Below are 24,454 nucleotides of genomic sequence, written 5' to 3' on the forward strand. Positions count from 1 at the left end.
TGCCTGGGGGCTGAACTAAACTGCCACTTCGTGGCGAATGAGGATCCTCTTGTGTGTCTTTTTAATTCCCCTCTAACTCCTCCTCATAACCAGGTTTCCAAGGAATAATTGTTGCAGTAACAGTTCCGGTTACGGCATCAATTTTCATTCCTAACTGATAATGTGCCGGATCTAACGGGTTACCCATATTGAATGAATCCCAGGAAACATTTATGGGTGGTAGCTCCAATGTTTTTCCGTTCTTCAAAACAATTTGTGCGCCAACTGAGGTTTTAGCAGATGAGTCCAGACCTAACAACCGTAACCTGAAATTACTATCCGAACCAAATTCATCGATTACAGATGTTGTAAATAAAGCATTGGCATTGCGCGTAGCAGATGCGCCCCATACCTGCCCACCAAAGCCTTTTTCAACATTGGCGGTATTTGCAACACCATATAAAGTGAGCTTCATATTAGCTATCTCGTTGTTGGGAAGTCCGCTGATAGCTGGTTTGATTACCAGTTCACGGGTCATATTCTGCAAATCGGGGCTACTCATTGTTACTTCATCTCTTTCTATATGTACATATAATACAGAACTTTGAAAATCGGGAGCCATATCCACCTCGCCCGAAGCCGTGGTAGGCAACGAAACAGTAGTACCAGCTACCTCTACATTTGCAGCAGGTATTACACTGATTACTTTATAGTCGCCTTCTTCCAGATCGATTGCTACACCGGGAGTAATCTGCCCTACGGTTTCGCCTTTCGAGTTTATAAGTGTGTAGCTTCCACCAGTGGGCAAACCATCGGGTTTCACCAACAACTGTCCTGGATGATCGGTGGCCGGAACTTCGTAATACTCATGTTTCTGACATTGCGTTAGCATCACGCCTAACAGCAGCAATAAAAACGCGTTTCGTATAGTGTAATGATTCATTGCTTTTTCAGATTAAATGTGTACGTAAGAGACACACTGAGGTGGGTTAAGCCAAAGGTGTTTTTAGTTTTCTCTCCTATTTTACGATTCATACCCACAGGAGGATACCACTCGAAACGGGTATAGTCCTGGTGCTGGTAACCGGCACCAATGCCGGCATCAACACTCCAACCACTGTGTATCATGCGGAAGGTATATCCCAATACCAACCCAGCCGTAATATAACGACCTTCTTTGTTGTTGCCAAACCAGGTGTTATTTACATCGTGGTAGCGACCATCAATTCCAATATACATTCCACGGTAAGGGTCACCATTGGGATTAACACCACAAGGGGTACCATCCGAAAAATAACGACGGACTTCCATACCAACACTGGAGTGGCGGAAACGCCTTTCGTCTTTTCCTATTTTCCAATCGCCGAAGTTACCATCAACAGCTGCCAAATAACGTTTGTTCCACTTCAGGTCAACACCAATACCCGGGCTACCTACAGCCCAGGTTAAAAGGTTGCTACGAATGCCCACTCCGCTGAGTTGAGCAAACGTAGCGCAACAAACGAACAAAGTCAAAAACAGTATATATATTTTTTTCATCAATTTGTTCTGTTAATTAATACTCTATATCCCCATCAGCTGCTATGCCTTCCCAGTCTTCTACACTAACAGAGTCGACTACGATTTTGTCTTTATGTACAAAAACGGTTAATGTATAACTCTTGTTGGCTTCGAATTTGCTGAACTTTTCATTCAGGTTCAGGGTGTAATTATTCAATCCAACAGCCAGATTTAACTGATGCGTAGTGGTTATGTTTTGTGGTTTCACCACTGCCTTACCCTCGGCAATGCCAAATTCAGTACCAGTGCTGTTGTCTAAGTTACAGGTAAGTGTTACTTTATCCCAGGTTAAATTGGCATCGGTATACCCTTCGCCGGCTTTCAACTCAACAACAAACAAACTGTTTTTACGTTTTAAATCGGTAAAGTTTAGTTTGCTTCCCCAAACTACATCGGTAATGGTTTGCGATATGATATCTTTCTCAGGAGTTGCTGCATCCGATGTAAATGTCAGTGTAAAGCTGTGTTTCACACTTGTGTCGAGCTTATCCCACAGAATATCTTGCGATCCGGTTTTCAATACAAAATCCGTATCATCGGCTCCATCCCATACATAAATGGTTTCGTAATAACCGGCCTGGCCTTTGGTGCCTGTAGAAATAACGATTTCGCCTGCTCCCGGTTTACCTTTGGGAAAGCTGAAAGAGCCTTGAGTGATGTTGTTGGCTTGGGTTGAGCCCGAGTTTGAATCACCTGTTAACCAATCGCTAACTACTACTTCGCCTACGCTTACTGCGGTGGGATTCAACGTTACATTGAAAATATACGATGTATTGGCTACTAGCTCTTTACCGGCAAGCTTGGCCGAGAAATCGCATTCGTAGGTTTTGCCTTCGAGGGTTATTACTACTTTGTATGTTCCGGTGGTGGCCAACGTTCCTTTTTCTACAATAAATATAGAATTGCCGGTGGCTGTATAGGCAGTGGTACCGAAACCATGCAATGCAACCTTGGCAGTAGTCAGATCGGCAGTGAAACCTGTACCGGCTATCAAGTTAAATACTAACTGGCTGTTGGCGTGGATAAATGCCAGGTTAATAACCCCGTTTGTTAGTTTTACTGGTTCGGCTGTTTCCAACACATCGGCTATACCGGTTATAGGGTCTGCTTCCGGGGTGTGGATGGCCATAAACGTATCATCGGCTGTAATATCGTCTACATAAAAAGGAGCCGGATTGGCATCCCATTTCTGGGTATTACTGTTGTAGGTATATGTAGCCGATGTTTCGTTTGCAGTTCCTTTGTTTTTGTAAAGTACAAAGTTTTCTACTTCGGGTGCACCGGTTGTTGGATCGGTTGGAACAATGAAGTTGATGGCTTCCAAGTCTTCTTCAACTCCCGTTTGCCAGGGTTTTACTGTAGCTTCAACAGCTGCCATTGCCTTATCCGATTGTACCTTCAAGATAATGGTCACGATATTATCGGTACCAGCTTTCAGTGTTATTTTGGCATCTTCTATCGTGAAGTTGGTATCGGCAATGGCTATGTTAATTTCACCAATAGTAGCAGGCTCTACAAATAGAGTTTGGGGAGTGCCTTCAAAGGTGTGTCCTAACAGTTTAATTGTAGCCGTATTGAGATCGACGTATTCGTCCATACCTGCACCACGTGCTAACTTCACTGTCAGCCGGGCATTGAGATGTTCAAATGCAAGTACTATTCTACCATCGGTTATGTTTACAGGTTGCGATTGTAGCATATCTTTTACACCTGTAACTTGGTCGGCCTGATCGTTTCCAGGGGTATGGATAGCCATAAATGTATCGTCTTCCTTTATATCTTCCAGATAGTACGGTGCAGGGGTAGCGTCCCACTTTTGTACATCGGCGTTGTAGGTATAATCTACTGCTTCTTGTGTGTCGGTACCATAGTTTTTGTAAAGTGTGAACGATTCTACTTCGGGTGCACCGGTTGTTGGATCGGTTGGAACAATAAAGTTGATGGCTTCTAAGTCTTCTTCGTGTCCTTCACCCCATGGACGGATGGTGGCCGAAACTTCGGCAGCTGTTGGGCCAGACACTTCACGACGCAGAGTTACCCGGAAACTTGTTACTTCGCCTTCACCAAAATAAGCTTCATCAGAAGGAGTTGCAATATATTCGTGACCGCCAGCCACTACAACCAGTTGCAGCGAAGCTCCTTTGGCTGTAGGCAATACAATAGCTGTACCTTGCATGCCGGTTGCGGTACTACGCAAAGGAACTGCAATATCGGCTACCGATTGTGCACCGCTAAGCGTTTGTGTATACAAATTGTAAGTTGCTTTGGTAGCTGTGCCACGCAATGTAAGTGTAGCCGATGTCCAGTTGATCTCTGTACCCGAAGCTGCCGAAAGACTTACTTCCATTTTACTGAGGCGATGTTCAAAGCTCAGTGCCACATCCGGATTATCGTTATCACCTTCTACCCGTGCCGAAGTCATAAGGTCGATAGCTGCCAACGCCGACTGATTACTAACATCTACCGGCAACTGCCCATTGTCCATTGCCTGTTGTCCATTGTAAGGATAATAGGCCAGTACCTCTACAGCATCGCCATTGGTGGGATAATAGGCTGTTTGGTTTTCGGCAGAAGGGCTGAATGAGGCATTGGCCCCACCTGCCTGAGCTACATATTTACGGTTAGCCTGAGCATCGGTTACATTATTTGTACCGGGAGTCAAGGTAAAGATACCAATGGCATCGTTTTTATCCCATGTAGTATCTGCTGCACGGGTAATATCCGCCGTACCCACATTAAGTGGTACACGGTTGGTGATGGTGGTATTATCGTTCTGGCAAGATGTTGCCGATAGCCATAGACCGGCTACCAATAGCAACGAATTGCGTAAAGAGTTGTTTATTTTCATATATCGTTTCTTTGTTTATACATTTATTAGTTAGTGGCTACCAGTTCAAAACCGTTTTGGGCAGTGTATTGCCATTGGTAGTTACACTTTTTATCATCATCTGCATCAGCGTTATAGTCGGCAATGGCGGTGTTCATGGCCGATACGGCTTCTTCAACTACTGTTGAAAGGTCGGTGAAAGAGGTACAACCGTGATTAGCATCAGTAATATTACTATAAGATATATCACCTAAAGCATTTGTCCCGTCAGGGAATGGTGTTGAATACCAATAGTTGTCTTTTATTAGGGTTGGGTCATCGTCTTTTGTTTCTCCAACTACTCCGCCAACTGGGGTTCTTCCATTTGTAACAGAAGTAAACATTGCAATGTTACCTTGTAGTTTGTAAGCAACACCATAACTTCTTCCTATGATTCCGCCCAAGCTATACCTAGTAGTATTAATAGTTGAATTTGTAATCAATGATGCTATTACCGAACCACAATTGGAAATACCACCTAATTCATTATCAGCAGAAAGGGTGACATTATTTACACTACATGCAATGACACTACCTTCAGCTCCTGCAATACCACCTAACAGATATGATGTAGATTTGATTTCACCACCATCAACGTGTGAATTTATAATTAAACCATAATTATCACCTGCAATACCACCAACATAGAATCCAGTTGTGCCATCAACTGTTACATTATTTACTTTACTGTTTATTATTTTACCGGTATTTAGTCCAACGACTCCACCTATTCTTTGAACTACTCCTTCAACAAAACAATTTTCTACTGTACAATTTATTATTGTACCTGAACCACTTGCTGCAATAGCACCTATAGTCGAACCTGTTCCTGTAATATTACTATTACTTACTATACAGTTTTCTATTGTACCACTATTACTGGCAGTAATTACACCAACATATGATGTTCCTGTTATTTCAGCATCAATAAATGTCAAGTTTTTCACCGCTCCATACAAATATTTACAAAGTGCTATTTGGGTAGTTGTTGTGTTACCAGCTTTCAATCCTGTTATTGAATGCCCATTACCATCTAAAACACCATAGAAACGTCCCTGTGCCAAAGCTATTTCTTCCCAAGCCACATCACTAAGGTCAATATCGTATTCCAATGTAAACCCGGCATTCCATTCGCTGGATGTATTTGCCCATTCAACAAAAGCCAATGCATGCTCTACTGATTTGTCTACTTCATTGGCAGCCAGATCATCGATAGAACCTACATCATACCAATCGTTAACATCAATAACTATATCAGATAGAGGTGCACGTTGTTCCAGATTAGCACTGATCGTAATACATTTACCAGCAAAATCATCCCCCGAAACTGTACTCTTTAAAGCTAGTTCACGGCCGGATGCGGTTGCAATAGTTGCTTCGAAAGCAACCGGATTTGTATCGAATTCGAAAGGCATAACGGCCGAAGCCACTATAACATTACCCGATTCGGGACGAACATAGAATGATACTTCATCAGCTCCGGTATCATACTTTACCGATTCTACATAAGCCAAAAACTCTTGTGCGCTACTCCATTCGCCGGTTTTTGTTAAACGAATATCAATGCGTGTATATGCATGTGTAAGGTTTCCATCGGAACTGATTACATTGCCGGTTAGCATACCAGCACCTTTTATATAGTCGGCACCGTGTAAAGCCTCGGCTGTTGTTTGGTTGGCTACAAGGGTTTCCGACCCGAACGACAGTGCAATATCCTGTGGTGTCCAATCTTCCTGATATAATATGCCACCCACCGGAGTCCATTGTCCGTTTACAGCATTGTAGGCAAATTTGTATTCGTTAACGTTAAGTACATCACCCTCCTGAAAGAAAGTGTTATCGGCGGCACGTACCTGTGTTGTACCTGCCACGCCAATGGCGCCAATGGTTATTGGGGTTTTGTTTTCCACTGCCTCGTTAGCGTCACACGCAAACAGGCATGCGCCTACTACAAGCAGTGTTATGTTATTTAAAAATTTCTTCATATTGAATTGTTTTTTCGTTGATACTACTTAATGTAATGGCCGATGCCTGAGCTATATCGTTAAGCTTGGCAGTGAGGTTGTACAGATTGCCGGCTTCGAACATGAATCCTCCGGTTGGTACAAGTATTTTATATTCTTTATTATTATACTTTCCACCCTCTTGTGTAAGGATGATTGTAAAAAACTCTTCGTCGGCAGCAAGTGTTGCCGGATAAATAAGTTCTTCGGCATTGTGGGCTACATTGATGCCGGTAATATCGGGATCACTGCCGGTATAAATACCTAATGCATTATCTATCCATTCGTACTCAATAAGGCGCTTGAGCCCGGGTGCTACAATACTACAGGTAACATCGGCAGGTAAATCACTGCCATCAGCAGTTTGCACTGTTAGTTTAAGTTTAGCTTCCATGTGTGCAAGTGTGCAGCTTATGGTCCAGTTGTCGGCATCGGCCTTGGCGGCAGTTATATTGCCATTGTAAGAAAAGTACTCACCGTCTATCTTTCCGTACACCCAACCATTCAGGCTGGCAGCATCGGTATTGTTCAGGGTTAATACAGGCGATGCATCGTCAAGAGTAGCAGTGCCATCGGCAGCGATATTGAACACCAGTTCTTTGTTGTAATTTTGCGATAAACGTACCGACAGGGTTCCACCGGTAGTAAACGATACTCCACTGCTTCGCACAGTAAGGGCGGTTATTGGTGCCGGGGCATCCACCTCGACCCCATTGTTGTTACTACATGCTGCAACCACCAACAAACAGCTTAGCAGTAATAGGTTCTTTAATTGATTCATAAATTCATGTTTTAATATTCTGATTTTTACACAAGTGTTTATAATTCTGTTTCAACCAGCAAAATTAACAACGCCCCATGCAACAAGGTTCAGAACAAGGAGATGAATATATTGCAATTCGTAAAAACATTTAGCAAATTCACAATTACGAGTATAAAAATGGTATGTTTATGTAAAAAACAGCACAATTACATTATTCATTAAGAAATACTAAAATACTATTAGAAAAACAATTAAATTTGCAGCTCCAACGCAACGACTAATGATAAAAAATTACACAATATTCATACCTGCATTTGTTTCTTTATTCTGGGCTATTTTCTTTCTTTTAAATTGGAAAAGAAATTCTCGTTCGCAACATATATGGGCAGTGGCCATGGGGCTGATTACTATTACAACAAGTGTATCGGCTTTTTACTGGAATTACAGTCAAAACTACAGCCTGTATTACAAATTAGATATTTTAGATTGTTTTTCGACCCTCTCTTTTGTTCCGGTTATATTTTTATATTTCAAGGTTTTAACGGGCGACACCCGAAAAACTTCTACATGGGGAACCGTCTTGTTATTTATTCCTCCGGTTCTGTTGGGAGGTGTAACAGCCATTGCTTATTGGTCGATTGGTGAAGAACAATCCATTGCATTTATCAGAAATATGCTCGAAAATCACAGCGAAGAAGCCTTAAATCTCCCGCCTCCATATACCTATATCCGGAAATTCTGCAATGAATATACATATAGTATATCGTTGCTTTTGCAAACTACATTTGTACTTATTTATATTATCAGGCGCCTCTATACATATCAAAAGCAGTTAGAAGGTTTCTTTTCTAATTTAGAAGGTAAAAGTATAGAGCATAGCCGGGCAGTATTGCGAGGGCTTATTTTGTTTTTGGTTTTACTTGTTGCAACTGCCGGCTTTGGATACACCTTATATGTTGAATATGATATATGGGTTTCTGTAATCATGACGCTTATTGGAGTTGTTCTCTATTACATTTGCTACCATGTAAACCTGTCGAATTATACTGCCGATAGTTTTGTTAGCGACTTGGCACTTTCGGAAAATGTTGTTCCTGAACAAGAACAGGAACCTATAGGCTTTACCAGTAAAATTAAGTCCGACTTTATTTGTTTAATGGAAGATGAACAAGTGTTTCTTAATAAAGACCTCCACCTGGACGATGTGGCACAAATGATTCATTCTAACCGCACGTACATATCGCGCCTCATACATGATGAATTCAATTGTAATTTTTCGGAATACATTAATGGGTTACGCATTGAATATGCTAAAAACCTTCTTCAACAGAACCCTCATTATACACAAGAGTATATTGCTACCCAATCAGGGTTCTCTCATTCTTCATCCTTTAGCCGAACATTCAAGAAACAAACCGGCATCACATTCAGGGAGTGGCAAAGAAATATACTATAGCATTTTTGCTTCTATAAAGAAAGCCAACGACATCTCGGTAGAAAGCCAACAGTTTCACAGTAGGAAACCAACGGTTTCACGGTAGGAAACTACTAGTTTCCTATATAGGAAACCACTTGTTTTCTATGTAGGAAACGACTTGTTTTCTATATAGGAAACAACTTGTTTCACTGTACAAAACCGAAATGAAACTAGTTGTTTCATGCACATCTCGCGTGCTGGCAATGCTGTAATGATATTTGCCAGCACACTTTGCCAGCACGCTTTAATTGATTGCTAATCAGGCGCGTAAGTAGCTTTTGTGCTGGTGTGCTGGCAAATTTCGAGTTTTAAACTTCTGGGAGGGGATAAATTTCAGGATGGTTTCGCAATTGAGGATTTTAATTTGATATTATGCCGCATGGATTCCCCTCCTTGGCTAAGGAGGGGTGCCCAACGGGCGGGGTGGTTGGTGTACATACAACACTGTTTTATACACTATGCTTGGTAGTCCAACCACCCCGGCCTAAAGGCCACCCCTCCTTAGCCAAGGAGGGGAATCCATGCGGCATCGCCTACTTAACTCCTTTACCTCCTCTACCTCACTCTACCTCCCTTTCCAATCCCTTCGCCTCTTCCCATATCCTATCCATTTCTTCAAGGCTCATATCTTTTAAGCTTCGGCCTTGTTTAATGGTTTGTTGTTCAAGATAGTTAAATCGGCTGATAAACTTTTGGTTGGTACGTTCCAGTGCGTTATCTGGATTTATTTTATAAAGGCGTGCGGCATTAATCAAGCTAAAGAACAGGTCGCCGAATTCGGCTTCGGCTTTATCTTTGTCCATATTGGCAATTTCTACCTGCAACTCTTCGAACTCTTCTTTAACTTTTCCCCATACATCTTCTTTCTGTTCCCAGTCGAAACCCACATTACGGGCTTTATCCTGAATTCGATACGATTTAATTAACGAAGGTAAAGAAGCAGGTACACCACTCAACACGGTTTTATTACCATCTTTTTCTTTCAACTTTAATTGTTCCCAATTCTCGGATACCTGACTGGCTGTTTCGGCAGTTTCGTTTCCAAACACATGTGGGTGACGGAATATCAGCTTATCACAAAGACGATCGCATACATCTTTTATATCAAAGGCTTCTTTTTCATCGCCAATTTTTGCATAGAAAGCTACATGCAACAGTACATCGCCCAGTTCCTTGCAAATCTCTTTATCGTCTTTTTTAAGGATAGCATCCGATAGCTCGTACACCTCTTCTATAGTGTTAGGCCGCAGACTTTCGTTGGTTTGTTTCTTGTCCCACGGACATTTTTCACGCAGTTCGTCTAATACATCCAGGAAGCGTGCAAAAGCTTCCATCTTTTCTTGTTTTGTATGCATTTTGAGTTTTGAGTTATGAGTAATACCAAGATACCATCAACCCTACTACTTCCGAATAATTCTTTCTTCCGCTTGGAATATTGTTCCCTTTCAGGTAGAGGTCGTAAATCCAATCTTGTACTTCTCCTATTGTTTTGCTATATTTATCTTGCCAGTATTTTCTGTTTGTTTTGGCCAGTTCCATTATTTCCGGTTTAATCTTTAAATAAACTTCCCGGAACTCATCTTCGGTAAGCAAAGCACTTGCATTGTTTAATACATAGTTCATGACCGAAAGGTAACCACAGAAGCGTATAGTGGGTTCGTCAGACCGTGAACAAATAAGGTATGCATAAAAGCTGGCCTCTGCCTCGTTTGTTATGCCCAAAAAGTGAGATAGCTCGTGTGCATAACTACTGGCGTATTGCGATACAGGAAGCTCGCGGTTTAAATTGAATTCGCAAAAGAAGGGGCCCATATAACCCAGTATAGCCATTTTAGAAAATAAAGAAGAGAACAGCATTGTTTTTGCCCGTGGATTTCCTTGCAAAGTATGAATACCTGGATTTAAACCCTCCTTCTTATATTCATTATTTATAATCTGTCCGGTAATCTCTTTATCTATCTTAGAGATGGGCACATACGATTTATTTAAAGAAGTAACATACGCATCAAGAAACTCCCGGAAGTTTTCCTTATTATAGGCTACATATTCAATACCGGTACGTTGATAAAAATTAGGCTGTCCATAGTTGAGGCCCCAAGCCAGATAGAACCACACATATATCCAAAGCAGGTATTCAACTCCACCTAAGAGTCTCTTTTTAAACTTAATTTTATGAAAGCGGGCGTATATAAGTCCAACAAAAAGTCCGATAATTGCCAACAGAATAAAAAGGTCGCCTACCGAAAAAGGAAATAAACCGGAAAAGCCCGATAGTGTTTTTGCAATAGCCGGATACAAAGAGCGGGAATATACTTCGCCCCACGAAGGCGTTATTTTGGTTATTTGTATTACAAACAATAAGATGATTAAGATTGAGTATCGTATAATTAGAAAGTACTTTTTCTTCATTTTTTTGTATTTTGACTACAAAAGTAAATAAATTAAGTAGATACTAATTGAAAAAATAAGTTAGGGTTTAATATATTTATTAATTTTGTACCCTTAATCTCAAATTAAGTTATAGAATCATGGAATTAGCAAGTAAGTACAGCCCCGCTGATGTAGAGAGCAAATGGTACCAATATTGGATGGAGCATAATTTGTTCAGTTCAAAACCCGATAGTCGTGAGCCATACACTATCGTCATTCCGCCCCCTAACGTCACCGGTGTGTTGCACATGGGACACATGCTTAACAACACCATTCAGGATATTCTGATACGCCGCGCCCGTATGGAAGGCAAAAATGCCTGCTGGGTACCGGGTACCGACCATGCTTCTATAGCAACCGAAGCCAAAGTTGTTAATAAACTGGCCGCTCAGGGAATCAAGAAAACCGACCTTACACGTGAAGAGTTCCTGAAACATGCCTGGGAATGGACACACGAGCATGGCGGAATTATCCTGAAACAACTTCGCCGGTTAGGTGCTTCGTGCGACTGGGATCGCACAGCCTTCACCATGGACGAAACACGAAGTGAAAGCGTATTAAAGGTGTTTGTTGATTTACACAATAAAGGACTGATTTACCGCGGTGTACGTATGGTAAACTGGGATCCTCAGGCGCTTACCGCCGTTTCCGACGAAGAAGTTATTTATAAGGAAGAACACGGAAAGCTCTATTACCTTCGGTATATGATTGAAGGCGAAGATGGTTATGCAATTGTTGCAACCACCCGCCCCGAAACCATTATGGGCGATACAGCTATGTGTATTAACCCTAACGATCCAAAGAATGCACACCTGAAAGGAAAGAAAGTAATTGTTCCTTTGGTAAATCGGGTTATCCCTGTAATCGAAGACGATTATGTTGATGTAGAATTTGGTACAGGATGCTTAAAGGTTACTCCTGCACACGATGTTAACGACTATATGTTGGGCGAGAAATACAATCTGCCCATTATTGATATCTTCAACGATAACGGAACCATCGCCGAAGAAGGAGAACTTTATGTTGGTATGGATCGCTTTGACGTTCGTAAACAGATTGTAAAAGATCTGGCAGCTGCCGGTTTGCTCGAAAAAGAAGAATCGTACACCAACAAAGTAGGTTACTCCGAACGTACCAATGTGGTAATTGAGCCCAAACTATCTATGCAGTGGTTCCTGAAAATGGAACACCTTGCCGAAATAGCTTTGAAGCCTGTAATGGATGATGAACTGAAGTTTTATCCTCCCAAATATAAAAACACATACCGCCACTGGATGGAGAACATCAGAGACTGGAACATCAGTCGCCAACTATGGTGGGGACACCGTATACCAGCCTGGTATCTGCCCGAAGGAGGTTATGTAATTGCCATGAACGAACAGGAAGCGCTGGAGCTGGCTAAAGAAAAAACAGGAAATCCGGAATTAACACTGAACGATCTTCGTCAGGATGAAGACTGTTTGGATACCTGGTTCTCGTCTTGGCTGTGGCCTATTTCTTTGTTCAACGGAATTCTTGACCCGGGAAATGAAGAAATGAAGTATTACTATCCAACCAGCGACCTGGTAACCGGACCGGATATTATCTTCTTCTGGGTAGCCCGTATGATTATGGCCGGATACGAGTATGAAGGTGATATGCCTTTCCGCAATGTGTACTTCACAGGTATTGTACGCGATAAGCAAGGACGTAAAATGTCTAAATCGCTAGGTAACTCGCCCGACCCATTGGAACTGATTGATAAGTATGGTGCCGATGGTGTACGTATGGGAATGATGTTATCGGCTCCCGCCGGAAATGATATTCTCTTCGACGAAGCACTTTGCGAACAGGGACGTAACTTTGCCACTAAAATATGGAATGCTTTCCGCCTGATTAAAGGATGGACTGTTGACAGCAACATTGAAATTCCGGAAGCTGCAAAACTAGCAACACATTGGTTCGAGTCGGTACAAAACCGCACTGCTATTGAGGTTGCCGATTTGTTCAGCAAATATCGTATAAGCGATGCACTAATGGCTGTTTACAAATTGTTCTGGGATGATTTTTCTTCCTGGTACCTGGAAATGATTAAGCCTGCTTACGGACAACCAATAAACCAAACCATATACGATGCCACTATTGGTTATCTGGAAAACCTGCTGACACTGTTGCATCCGTTCATGCCGTTTATTACCGAAGAGATTTGGCAACAAATGTATCCAAGAGATAACGGAGAAAGCCTTATGGTTATCCCAATGAGCATGGATACGTATGTAGATAAATCGTTTGTAGAAACATTTGATATTGCAAAAGAGGTTATCAGTCATATACGTACTATCCGATTGCAAAAGAACATTGCACAGAAAGATACACTTGAACTACAGGTTATCGGCGAAAATCCAGCTGCCGAAGTTAATGCTGTAATCATGAAGATGTGTAACCTATCTGCTATAACAGTAGTAAACACTAAACCCGAAGGTGCTTCTACCTTTATGATTGGCACCACCGAGTTTGCTGTACCACTGGGTAATATGATTGATGTTGAAGCCGAAATTGCCCGCATGGAAGCCGAACTGAAACACAAAGAAGGATTCCTAGCAGGAGTAATGAAGAAACTTAGCAACGAAAAGTTTGTGAATAATGCTCCCGCACAGGTGTTGGAACTGGAACGCAAGAAACAGGCTGATGCAGAAAGTATTATTAATTCACTGAAAGAAAGCATTGCTGCGTTGAAGAAATAAGATTCCTAATTTTGTTTCCTATAACTCACAATTGCCCACACATTAAATACCACAGCAAATCCGCACAGTGCGAAGAGCTGTGGTAACAACTCCATCATGCCACTACCCTTGAGGTAAACAGAACGCATAACCTGTATGAAATAGCTCAGCGGATTTATTTTAGTAATCAGCTGAGCCCATTCGGGCATACTGTTTATAGGGGTAAACAAGCCGCTTAGCAATACCAGAATCAGGATGAAGAAGAACATAACAAACATGGCCTGTTGCATGGTATCCGAATAGTTAGAGATTACAAGTCCCAAACCGGAAACAACCAATATATAGATGCTGGCATACAGATACACAATTAACAAATTGCCAACCGGCAGAAGTCTGTAAACCAGTGCAGCCAATATAAAACAAACGGTAAGTACTACAAAACCAATCACCCAGTAGGGAATGAGTTTACCCAAAATGAATATTAATCTGTTTACCGGGGTTACGTTTATTTGCTCAATTGTACCGCTTTCTTTCTCTCCAACAATATTTAATGCAGGTAGAAATCCGCCAAGTAAAGTGAGAAGCATTACAACCAGTGCCGGAATCATAAATACTTTATAATCCATGTACACATTATACTTGTTGTGCGGAACTACATTTATGGCCGATGTTATCTTTCTGCCGGCATTAAGTCCGCATTCTGATGTTATATCAGCCGAAAAATCATTCAGAATTGCTACCAGATAAGATGATCCTAAACCGGCCTTGGTGCCATTCACCGCATTGGCCGAAATCATAACTTCGGTTATTCCGTTCTTAATAAGTTCTTTCTCAAACTCCGGACGGATTTCGAGTATGATATCGGCTTCGCCGGATTCAATGCTTTTCATTGCTTCATCGTTTGAGCCGGAAACATCTTTAAGAATAAAGTAGCCGGAAGCTATCACCTTGTTTATTAACCGTTCGGAGTACGAACTATGGTCGTTATCAATAACTGATAACTGAATATTCTTTATCTCCTGATTGGCAGCCCAAGGCATAATGAGCAATATCATTACCGGCATAAAAAGAATTACCCGAGGAATAAAAGGATTCCTGAATATCTGTTTAAACTCTTTCTCTAATAAAAACTTCAGCATTCTTACTTCCTCATCTTAAATGTTCTAATACTCACTACCAATAAGAATAAAATCATGATCAGCATAATGGTAAATTCTTTAATTACATATATGCCGTCTACTCCCTGAATCATCAATTTCTTTATTGCCTGAATGTACCACCGTGCAGGCATAACCGAAGCTATCCATTGCAAAAGGGGAGGCATGCTTTCAACCGGAAACATCATGCCCGACAGTAACATGGTGGGCAGCATTAGTCCCATACCGGATATCAGCATGGCAGCTACCTGCGTTTGTACCACATTTGATATTAACAACCCGAAGAGCAAAGCTACAAGAATAAATAAAAGTGATGCTGATATAATAAGCAACAAACTCCCGGAAATGGGAACCTTTAATACAAAAACGGATAACATCAGGATTGTAGAAAGATTTATTATTGAAAGCACAAAATAGGGTACTGCTTTCGATACAATGATAAAGATTGGTTTTATGGGTGAAGCAAGAAGAATTTCCATGCTTCCCCTCTCCTTTTCTCTAACAATGGCAATAGATGTCATCATGGCACATATAAGCATCAGTATCATTCCCATAACACCGGGTACAAAGTTGTAAGCACCTTCCATCTGCGGGTTATAGAGCATTCTTATCTGTGGGTTGATTCTGAATGCTGCGGCCCGTTGTGTCGATGTTTCCTGTTGGTATTGTGTTAAAAGATTAGTAACATAGTTTGTTATTGTTGAAGCTTGATTGGGGTCGGTTGCATCTACAATCACCTGTACCGAAGCTTCGCCTGTGTGCAACATATTGGTATGAAAATCGCTGTCGAACACCAATACCATATTTACCTTACCTTCTTCCATAACTTTGTTAATCTCTTCGGGATTATTGAGGTACATAGCTAAGGTAAAATATTTGTTTGCCTCAAGTTTCTGTATGATTTGCCGGGTTGATACATCTTTAGATAAATCATAAACAGCAATCCGAATATTTGTTACCTCGGTGGTGATGGCAAAGCCAAATATGATGATCTGTGCAATGGGCATACCCAAGAGGATGAGCATGGTACGCACATCTCTGAATATATGGTAAAACTCTTTTTTTATAAATGCAATGAATTGTTTCATCTTATTCAACTTTCTCCTCTTGAAGCTTTTCTTGCAAACTTCCGGAACACCTCATCCATGGTTTGCGAGTTTGTTTGTTCTTTCAATTTCTTTGGCGAATCCAGTGCTTCAATCCTGCCATCAACCATAATAGAAACACGGTCACAGTATTCGGCCTCATCCATATAGTGGGTGGTTACAAAAACGGTGATACCATCGTTTACCGCTTCGTAAATCATCTCCCAGAACTGGCGACGGGTTACAGGATCGACCCCTCCGGTGGGTTCATCGAGGAATACAATTTTAGGAGTGTGGAAAACAGAGACTGAGAAAGCCAGCTTCTGTTTCCATCCCAAAGGAATATCCCGCACCAAAGAATTCTTTTCTTTCATAAATCCCAGATGTTCCAATATGCGATCGGTTTTAGTAGCTATCTCTTTCTCCTTCATGCCATATATTCCTCCAAAAAGGCGTATGTTCTCCCATACCTTAAGGTCTTCATAAAGAGAGAATTTCTGACTCATATAACCAATGTTTGCTTTTATTTTCTCCTGCTGCTTGTTAATATCAAACCCCGCTACCGTACCACTACCGGAGGTAGGAAAACTCAATCCGCAAAGCATACGCATGGCAGTGGTTTTACCAGCTCCGTTGGCTCCCAGAAAGCCAAATATCTCGCCTTTGTTTACTTCAAAGCTTATATGATCAACAGCAGTGAAGTTTCCGAATTTCTTAGTCAGCTCTTTTGCCTGTATTACAATATCACCTGTTTTCATTTTCAACTATTTGCATGAAACAATCTTCAATTGTGGGCTTAATAGGTTTTATAACAATGTTTGTATGCCCCCTACCCCATAAATACGATTCAAGTTCTTTGGCGGTTAATACAGCATCTATGATAATATGATGATTCTCGCCAAACGTAAAGCAACTCTTTATGTGTTTGTTCTTACGCAAATCAAGGAGTAGCTGGTACATATTGTCGGCTTCTACCGCCCATAGTATATCGTTAAATTTGGCTTCTATATTGGCAGGTGTATCAATATCAAGGAATTTTCCGTTTAGTATAAATGCTATACGGTCGCAAAGAGATGCTTCGTCCATATAGGGGGTGGATACAAGTATGGATATATGCTGCCTTTTCAGGTTATTGAGCATTTCCCAGAATTCCTTTCTGGATACGGGGTCGACGCCTGTGGTGGGCTCATCAAGAAAGAGAACAACCGGTTTATGTATCAAGGCACAACACAGGGCGAGTTTTTGTTTCATACCTCCCGATAGGTTTCCCGCTCTACGCTTTTTGAAAGGTTCTATCTGTTTGTAAATATCTTCAATAAGATGGTAGTTCTCTTCTACAGTGGTATTGAATATGGTAGCAAAGAATTCAAGATTCTCTTCCACACTTAAATCCTGATACAAAGAGAATTTTCCGGGCATATAACCTATCTTCTGCCGTATGGCTTTATAATCTTTTACCACATCGTTTCCATCTACAATTGCTTTTCCGTTATCGGGCAACAACAAAGTGGTAAGGATACGGAACAAGGTTGTTTTACCCGCCCCATCAGGACCGATTATACCAAATATTTCACCAGAACCGGCTTCGAAGCTGATATTATCTAATGCGGTGATGTCTTTGTATTTCTTGGTTATATTCCGGACTGAAACCATTTTTAGTTGAAGATTGAAAATTAGAACTTAACTTCTCCATACATACCCTTCTTGATATAGCCGTTATTCTTTACCTGAATTTTCACTGCATATACAAGGTTTGCCCTTTCGTCTCGGGTTTGTATGGTTTTTGGGGTAAACTCGGCTTTATCGGATATCCATGTTATTTTTCCGCTATGCTCGGTATAGTCCGAGTCTCCCATATCCGAATACACTTTCACCTCCTGACCATTTTTTATTGCAGTTAGCTGGCTGGCAGTTACATAAACTCTCAGATACATTGTTTCTACATCGGCAATTTTAAAGAGGGCTTTTCCTTGTGCAGCCAGCTCTCCCTGTTCGGCATATTTGGCAAGTACGGTTCCTTTAATGGGGCTTGTGATGATAGATTTGTTAATCTGGTCGTCCAGTTGAGCAATTTGAGCATTCAATGAAGCACCTTGGTCTGTAAGGCTGTTGTTGGCATTGTTAATGGTTTCGTATTGAGCAGCGAGTTGGCGCTCCAACAAACTAATCTGAGCATTTATGTCATCAAGTTGTTTTTGGTTGGCAGCATTCAATACAACAAGGTCTCTATAACGTTTCTGTTCATTTTTCTGTGTTTTTATTTGTTGCTCAATGGCTGCAATCTGTACAGAGGGAGTCGATTTTTTGTTTCTTATGCTTGCTATATTAGCTTCGAGCTGATTCTTTTTAAGGTAAAGCTGAATTGTATCAATGCATCCCACTTGTTGATTTGCTTCCAGTACATCTCCCTCGTTTATTCGGAATTCTTTTATCTCTCCGTTGCCCTGAGCAGAGATTACCACTTCGGTTACTTCAAAAATACCAGATGCGTCATATTTTAATCCTTTGTTGTTGCAGCCGCTCACACTTAAAACAAAGGTTGCTACAACGAGGTATTTAAATGTTTTCATATCCTTACTCCTTAGTTATTAGTTATGTATTTCAAGTTATAAACAGCCTGTAAAAATTCTATTTCATGAATAATTTTATTCTGAATGGCTTGTTGTTCGGCATTTACTTCTTTCATCAGATCGAGCACCGATAGTGTTCCATTGTCAACTTTAATTTGGGCCGACCGTTTTACTGAGCCCCGCAACCGGATTATGTCATTATCAGAACTTAATAACTCACTGATTTTCCGGATTTCGTTGTTGCTTTGTGTTATGTCAAGATTGTTATTGAAAAGAAATGTTTCGTGTTGAGCCTCTATCATGCCCTTATTTACTTCGATTGTTTTCAGCTTGTTTTTACGTGTATAGAGATTAGAGAAATTCCAATTTACAGCAACCCCTACTATATAATAAGCCGAGAATTTACTTTCGAGCATATTAAGGCCGGGTCTACCGTAACCACCTGTAGCAAAAAGGTTGAACCGGGGCATCAGTGCAGCGTTGATTTCTTTTCTTTGTGCATCTACATTTCTCAGTTGGGCATCGTACAGCAATAATTCGGGTCTGTAATTGGTTAGTTTATACGAGTCGCTAATCTTGGGTTTTATTAAAGTGCACTCATTCATCCTTTCTCCAATAAAGGCCGAAAGTATTTCGGCATACGCTGTGCGGGTATGGAACAACTCTGTTTCGTGTTGAGTTGCTTTTATTTGCTCAACTTGAATTGCATCAAGGTCTGCCTGATTTGCCAATCCGTTTCGCATATATGCTGATGTTTGGGTGAAGTTTCGTTTCAGTTCTTCCTGATAAAGAGCGTTTTGCTTCAGCATTTCGTCGAAGAGCAGTATGCCAAAGAAGAGTTGGTTCACCCGCTCGCGGATAGCATAAAGAGTAACATCGAGGTGTTTCCGGTTTACTTCGGCTTGGGTACGGATGTTTTCTTTCTGTGCTTTCATATTGCCTCCATCCCATATACTTTGGTTTAAATCTATGGCGGCGCTGTACTGGTCTTTTTTCAGGGCTTCTATTCCGGGCATGTCAACAGGTATCTTGGTTACTTGCGACTGGTAGGTTGCTTTTACCGAAACTTGTATCTGGGGCAGGTATCCTTTGCTGATGTTGGAAAGGTTGTAGCCTTCGGATTTCTCTATCAGCCCATATTGTTTAATCAGCGGATAGTTCGATGCTGCCTTTGTATAGCAATCTTCAATGCTTAGCTGGGCATATCCGGTGGTGAACAAGGTAATTGTTACTGCTAACAAGAGTATTCGATGTTTCATTGTTGTATTTCGTTTTGGTGTGTATAACAACACGGTTAACAATTTTGTTAACTACCGATTAAAAAAATTATATCCGTAGTTGATTCAGTACTGTTTCAACATTCATTTGCTTGCGGTGTTCCAGGAACTTCTGCTTTTGCTCTTCGTTGTAATCCATGATATCGCACATTACCTGTGCACTCATAAATACAAAAGCATTTAAAGAAATAATATTATAAAGCAGATCGTAAGGATTCATATAGTGTATTGTTCCTCTGGCTACCTCTGTTTCCATATCTTGTTTTATATTGGCCAGAAGCAGGCTAGCTCTTTCTTTAACAATACCTACAAATATGCGTCGTAAGTTATCGTCGTGGCGCACTTCGTTGAATATAAAGCTGGGAAGTTTTTCATTGGCAGCAATAAGATCGAAATGGTCTTCGATACCATTTCTGATTTTATCCAGAAAGGGAAGATCCTTTTTAAAGCTGAGAAGAAGAATCTCCGACATCAACTTGGCTTTCCGTTGAAATACTACTTCAAACAGATTCTCTTTCGTGCGGAAGTAATAATGGAGCATGGCATGGGTCAGGCCGGCACGTTTGGCTATTTCGGTTGTTCGGGATTTGGCGTATCCTTTTTCCAAAAATTCGGCCTCAGCAGCTTCAAGGATGAGTTTTTCGTTTTCGGTTTCTTTTATTTGCATCTTGTTTTCCGTATGATTGTAGATAACAATAAAAGCTTCTGCTTTGTTTAACAGAATTGTTAGATGATGCAAATATGAGATTATTTTTGAATTAAGAGAAGAAGTTGGAAGGATTTAACCTATTTTACAGAACTACCCCGGTTAAGCTTTGCTTCGCTCACCCGGGGTAGACTTAAGAAAACTAATCTTGCATTTTCAACCTTTGTAACCCTTCTAAATAATAGTAATCTGCATAATTGATAGGTGTATCCACTTCCGAATTATGAGGTAACGATCCCGTAGAATGTTTCAATATAAACCCATAATTTTCTCCTTTCTTTGCCAGATACTCCGGAGAAGACAGATTCTTCAAAATCGCCTCTGCATAATTGAGATATTTTTCTCCACCGGATACAAGTGTGCTTAATTCTATTAACGCCGAGGCTGTAATACTGGCAGCCGAGGCATCGCGCGGGGTATCTATTTCTACAGGAGCATCATAATCCCAGTAAGGAATGCTATCATTGGTTTTTACCCGCTCCATAATCATATCAGCAATGTGGATGGCTTGGTTTAAGAATACGGTATCCTTGGTTTCGCGATAACAAGAAGTGTATCCATAAACTGCCCAAGCCTGACCGCGCGACCAGGCCGACTCATCGTTGCGGCCCTGATGCGTTTCTTTCTTCTCTACCGTTCCATCCTCGTTGTAGCTAACAAGATGATACGAAGTGTAATCCGGACGGAAATGATGTTTCATTGTAGTCTGTGCATGGGTAACAGCAATGTTATAGTATTTGTTGTTACCTGTTATTTTGCTGGCAGAGAATAATAAATCCAGATTCATCATGTTATCAATGATAACCGGAAAGTTCCACGTGCCAAAATCCCATGAACGGATACAACCAATAGCCGGATTAAAACGGTTGCACAAAGCATCTGCCGTTTCAACAATTACAGTGGCGATGGTATCGTTATGCGCCAAACGAAGGGCATTGCCATAGCTACAATTAATCATAAATCCTAAATCATGTGTGCCTGGCATGGTATGAATGGGATACAAAATATTTGTGTATCGAACAGCCTGCTGTTTCAGCTCCTCATCGCCGGTTAATTCGTAGGCATACCATAAGCTGCCAGGGAAGAAGCCGGAAGTCCAGTCGGAAATCGGACAATTTCTTTGTTGACCACTTAAGGCTTTTTTTGAATGAACTTCCAACGGATCGTCTGAAACTACAACATCGTGACCCAATTGGTGAACAAGAAAAGCCTCGTCATGGTATGTCCATGTGGAACGGGGCAACAACATACTGTCGTTCAGCATACGGGCAGATTGTTTCAACTGATAAGATGCAATGTCTAATGCATGAGTTGTGCAGTCTGTATTCTGTTGTACCTGCCTACAGGACATAAAGCAGAGGCCTACTATTAACAACGGCAGTGGCCAGGTCTTTACTTTTTTTCTTCTAATCATAGTGATTATGTGTTATTGATGTAATAGAATTAAAGATTGATTTTTTCACTTATATTCCATTAGCAAAACTATCACAAAGACAGAAGAAAGGGATTTGCGTTTGTTGAAAAGAGTTATAATTTGGGTAAGGTAGATTGCAATTTGGTGTAGAATAGTTGCAATTTGGTGCAGAAAGGAAGGAGTTAAAGCTTTAGATGCTTTAAAGTATCTCAGCTTTAACTCCTTTTATACTTGAGTATGAATAATGCAGGTTGAGTTATCTTTATTCTGCCGTAATCTCTATCATCCGGCTATTCATTTTACCACCCGTAAATGCTTCAATACCTATTTTCATTAAATAATCGCCGGTATAGGTTTTACCGTTTGCTTTTAAGCGCGATTTTGCACCCGGCATCAAGTTGATTTCCTCTACTTTGTATCGACGGTTAGGATCAAGGTTCTGCAATTTAACCGGGAATACCTTTTCGCTGAAACGTGGGAATATATCGTAAGTAAAGAGAACGGCTTTACTCTTTTCTTCGTTCATGTACATTACAGCCGTATGGTTGGTATCGTAAGGAGAAACCAATCTGTACTGATCGCCATCAAGAATTACTTTTTTCAATCTGTTGTAGTTCTTAACAGCCAGTTTACAGAACTCTTGTTCTTTCTCGTTAAGATCGGCAAAAGAGATATCGAAACCAAATTTGCACATCATGGCAACATCGGCACGGAACTTGATACTGGCACTTCTGTTCCAGCTGGTTACATGGGCAGCCATTGCTTTGGCAGGGAAAATCTGCGAGAATCCCCACTGAATGTATAACCGTTCAACCGGATCGGTATTGTCGCTACACCAAAATTCGGAGAAGTATTTCAAGGCTTCGTAATCGCAACGACCGCCACCACCGGCACAAAGCATGAACTCTACATCCGGATAAGCATCTCTAACTCTTTTAAATACATTGGTAACACCACGTACATGGTCTATGTAAAGCTGGTTTTGTTTTTCTTTGAGGTATGGAGAATAGATATTTGTTATCATTGAGTTACAATCCCATTTAAAGAAAGCTATTTCGGGATTCTCTTTCATTATCTTATCTACAACACCAAACACAAAATCCTGAACTTTAGGATTAGCCAAATCCAGCACTAACTGACTACGATAGTAGTAAGGCTTGCGGTTAGGCAGCTGAATTACCCAATCGGGATGCTTTTCGTACAATTCGCTTTTAGGATTTACCATTTCGGGCTCAATCCAGATTCCAAATTTAATGCCGGCTTTCTTTGCTGTTTCTACCAGATGAGGAATGCCATTAGGCAATTTGCTGCGCATTACTTCCCAATCACCTAATCCGGCATGTGCGCCTACACGTGGATGTTTGTTACCAAACCAGCCATCATCGAGCAAGAAAAGATCAACACCCAGTTCTTTGGCTTCGTTCATCAATACTTCTAAACGGGCCTCGTCGAAGTTGAAATAGGTTGCTTCCCAGTTATTTAACAGTACATATCTGTCTTTTTCACCATCTTTCAATTGGTATTTGCGTGCCCATTTGTGCAGGTTGCGGCTGGCTTTACCTGTACCTTGGTCGCTCATGGTGAAAATAAACTCGGGAGTTGTAAAGAGTTCGTTGGGTTTTAGTTCGTAATTAGAGGCATAAGGATTCATTCCGGAGATTACACGCAGGTTTCCAACATTATCTATCTCGAAGGTAAATTGAAAATTGCCTGTCCATGCAATGGTACCCAGAACTACATCTCCTTGATTTTCGGACACTTCCTGTCCTAATCCCAGTTCAAAGAAAGGGTAACAATGCATTGCTGCACGCGAACCCAATTTGGTTTCCAAAACTTTCTTACCGAATTGCAGTTGCTGGTTGCTCATTCTTACTTCGCTTGCCCAGTCGCCACTGAACTCTGTTAGATAATAAGCAGGACTTTCAAAATAAATCATGTTCGATGCATACCGGCTTATTGTAACTGGTTTCTTTTCGGTATGCTTAATTTCGGTCCATGTTTTTATAATATTTTCTTTTGCATAGGCAAGGTAGTAAAGGCTAACTTCAACAGGATATACATCATCTTTTAAATGGATAACTGTTTCGGTTACATTACCGTCTTTTTTTGTTTGATTGTGGGATACATAGCGGAAAATAGAAGTCATGTTCCCATCATTGTGCTGAATAGCAAAAGCCGGCTCGAAATAATCTTCGGCGCCAGAGGCCGGATAAACTTCCCATCCGCGGGGAGTTACAGGTGCATCGGCAGCGGGGCCGGATACAAAATAAGAAAGGTTTTCGGCATCACTGTTTACTACCAATCTGGGCCCTAAGTACGATTGGTATAATCTGCCTGTTGGGGCTGTACACAGTATTAAATCTGTTTCGTTGGTGCCGATTCTGATAACTGTTTGCTGACTGTAGAGTTGAAGTACTGCTACAAACGACATCAGCATTAAAAACATTTTTTTCATTATTATTGAT

The 24,454-nt window shown here is 41.1% G+C and carries 17 protein-coding genes and 1 pseudogene; 2 read left to right on the forward strand and 16 right to left on the reverse strand.

The genetic code is table 11. The features are described 5' to 3' along the window. Positions 1 to 61: 61 nt before the first annotated feature. Genes D0T85_RS15035 through D0T85_RS15055 form a run of 5 tightly spaced genes read right to left on the reverse strand, consistent with a single transcriptional unit; the run spans position 62 to position 7,189 of the window. A complete protein-coding gene (locus tag D0T85_RS15035) occupies positions 62 to 922 on the reverse strand; it encodes a hypothetical protein (protein ID WP_163214348.1) in 861 nt (286 codons plus the stop codon). Next, positions 919 to 1,518, reverse strand: coding sequence for a DUF3575 domain-containing protein (locus tag D0T85_RS15040; protein ID WP_163214349.1), 600 nt, complete (start codon positions 1,516 to 1,518; stop codon positions 919 to 921). The genes D0T85_RS15035 and D0T85_RS15040 overlap by 4 nt, the downstream gene beginning before the upstream one ends. A gap of 16 nt (positions 1,519 to 1,534) precedes the next feature. Continuing rightward, complete coding sequence (locus D0T85_RS15045) at positions 1,535 to 4,387, reverse strand: fimbrillin family protein (protein ID WP_163214350.1); 2,853 nt, start codon at positions 4,385 to 4,387, stop codon at positions 1,535 to 1,537. A gap of 26 nt (positions 4,388 to 4,413) precedes the next feature. Next, the gene (locus D0T85_RS15050) at positions 4,414 to 6,390 is read right to left on the reverse strand and encodes a hypothetical protein (protein ID WP_163214351.1); all 1,977 of its coding nucleotides are present in this window, start codon (positions 6,388 to 6,390) and stop codon (positions 4,414 to 4,416) included. After that, positions 6,371 to 7,189, reverse strand: a complete 819-nt coding sequence (locus D0T85_RS15055) for a fimbrillin family protein (RefSeq protein ID WP_163214352.1) — start codon at positions 7,187 to 7,189, stop codon at positions 6,371 to 6,373. Before D0T85_RS15055 ends, D0T85_RS15050 begins: the two co-directional genes overlap by 20 nt. A gap of 262 nt (positions 7,190 to 7,451) precedes the next feature. Here D0T85_RS15055 and D0T85_RS15060 point away from each other — a divergent pair, with 262 nt between their 5' ends. Further along, positions 7,452 to 8,627 carry an AraC family transcriptional regulator gene (locus D0T85_RS15060; RefSeq protein WP_163214353.1) on the forward strand — a complete coding sequence of 392 codons (1,176 nt, stop codon included), beginning with the start codon at positions 7,452 to 7,454 and terminating at the stop codon, positions 8,625 to 8,627. A 581-nt stretch (positions 8,628 to 9,208) separates the two neighbouring features. On the opposite strand, the gene mazG is transcribed toward D0T85_RS15060, so the two are convergent. Together mazG and D0T85_RS15070 are read right to left on the reverse strand one after the other, a co-directional pair. Continuing rightward, entirely contained in the window at positions 9,209 to 10,003 is a 795-nt protein-coding gene (gene mazG, locus D0T85_RS15065; RefSeq protein WP_163214354.1) for a nucleoside triphosphate pyrophosphohydrolase, read from the reverse strand. 13 nt (positions 10,004 to 10,016) lie between these two features. Then, a complete protein-coding gene (locus D0T85_RS15070) occupies positions 10,017 to 11,057 on the reverse strand; it encodes a DUF3810 domain-containing protein (RefSeq protein WP_163214355.1) in 1,041 nt (346 codons plus the stop codon). 119 nt (positions 11,058 to 11,176) lie between these two features. Between D0T85_RS15070 and D0T85_RS15075 the strand changes: the two genes are divergently transcribed. After that, positions 11,177 to 13,801 (forward strand): valine--tRNA ligase, encoded by a 2,625-nt coding sequence (locus D0T85_RS15075; protein WP_163214356.1) that lies wholly within the window; start codon positions 11,177 to 11,179, stop codon positions 13,799 to 13,801. A gap of 5 nt (positions 13,802 to 13,806) precedes the next feature. On the opposite strand, the gene D0T85_RS15080 is transcribed toward D0T85_RS15075, so the two are convergent. The 9 genes and pseudogenes from D0T85_RS15080 to D0T85_RS15120 form a co-directional block, all read right to left on the reverse strand. Continuing rightward, positions 13,807 to 14,919 carry an ABC transporter permease gene (locus tag D0T85_RS15080; RefSeq protein ID WP_163214357.1) on the reverse strand — a complete coding sequence of 371 codons (1,113 nt, stop codon included), beginning with the start codon at positions 14,917 to 14,919 and terminating at the stop codon, positions 13,807 to 13,809. Between the two features lie 2 nt (positions 14,920 to 14,921). After that, positions 14,922 to 16,025: an ABC transporter permease gene (locus tag D0T85_RS15085; protein WP_163214358.1), complete on the reverse strand. Its 1,104-nt coding sequence runs from the start codon at positions 16,023 to 16,025 to the stop codon at positions 14,922 to 14,924. 5 nt (positions 16,026 to 16,030) lie between these two features. Beyond that, positions 16,031 to 16,750, reverse strand: a pseudogene (locus D0T85_RS15090) (ABC transporter ATP-binding protein); the annotation flags it as partial. A 16-nt stretch (positions 16,751 to 16,766) separates the two neighbouring features. Continuing rightward, a complete protein-coding gene (locus D0T85_RS15095; protein ID WP_163214360.1) occupies positions 16,767 to 17,675 on the reverse strand; it encodes an ABC transporter ATP-binding protein in 909 nt (302 codons plus the stop codon). A 20-nt stretch (positions 17,676 to 17,695) separates the two neighbouring features. Beyond that, the gene (locus D0T85_RS15100; protein ID WP_163214361.1) at positions 17,696 to 18,592 is read right to left on the reverse strand and encodes an HlyD family secretion protein; all 897 of its coding nucleotides are present in this window, start codon (positions 18,590 to 18,592) and stop codon (positions 17,696 to 17,698) included. Between the two features lie 11 nt (positions 18,593 to 18,603). Then, entirely contained in the window at positions 18,604 to 19,851 is a 1,248-nt protein-coding gene (locus D0T85_RS15105) for a TolC family protein (RefSeq protein ID WP_163214362.1), read from the reverse strand. Positions 19,852 to 19,918: 67 nt separating this feature from the next. After that, complete coding sequence (locus tag D0T85_RS15110; RefSeq protein WP_163214363.1) at positions 19,919 to 20,608, reverse strand: TetR/AcrR family transcriptional regulator; 690 nt, start codon at positions 20,606 to 20,608, stop codon at positions 19,919 to 19,921. Between the two features lie 109 nt (positions 20,609 to 20,717). Then, the gene (locus D0T85_RS15115; RefSeq protein ID WP_255495702.1) at positions 20,718 to 21,989 is read right to left on the reverse strand and encodes a DUF4995 domain-containing protein; all 1,272 of its coding nucleotides are present in this window, start codon (positions 21,987 to 21,989) and stop codon (positions 20,718 to 20,720) included. Positions 21,990 to 22,251: 262 nt separating this feature from the next. Then, positions 22,252 to 24,444 carry an alpha-galactosidase gene (locus tag D0T85_RS15120; protein ID WP_163214364.1) on the reverse strand — a complete coding sequence of 731 codons (2,193 nt, stop codon included), beginning with the start codon at positions 24,442 to 24,444 and terminating at the stop codon, positions 22,252 to 22,254. Positions 24,445 to 24,454: the final 10 nt, after the last annotated feature.

Origin of the sequence: Bacteroides sp. 519, assembly GCF_010500955.1 — a bacterium.
Classification (GTDB): Bacteria; Bacteroidota; Bacteroidia; order Bacteroidales; family Bacteroidaceae; genus Bacteroides.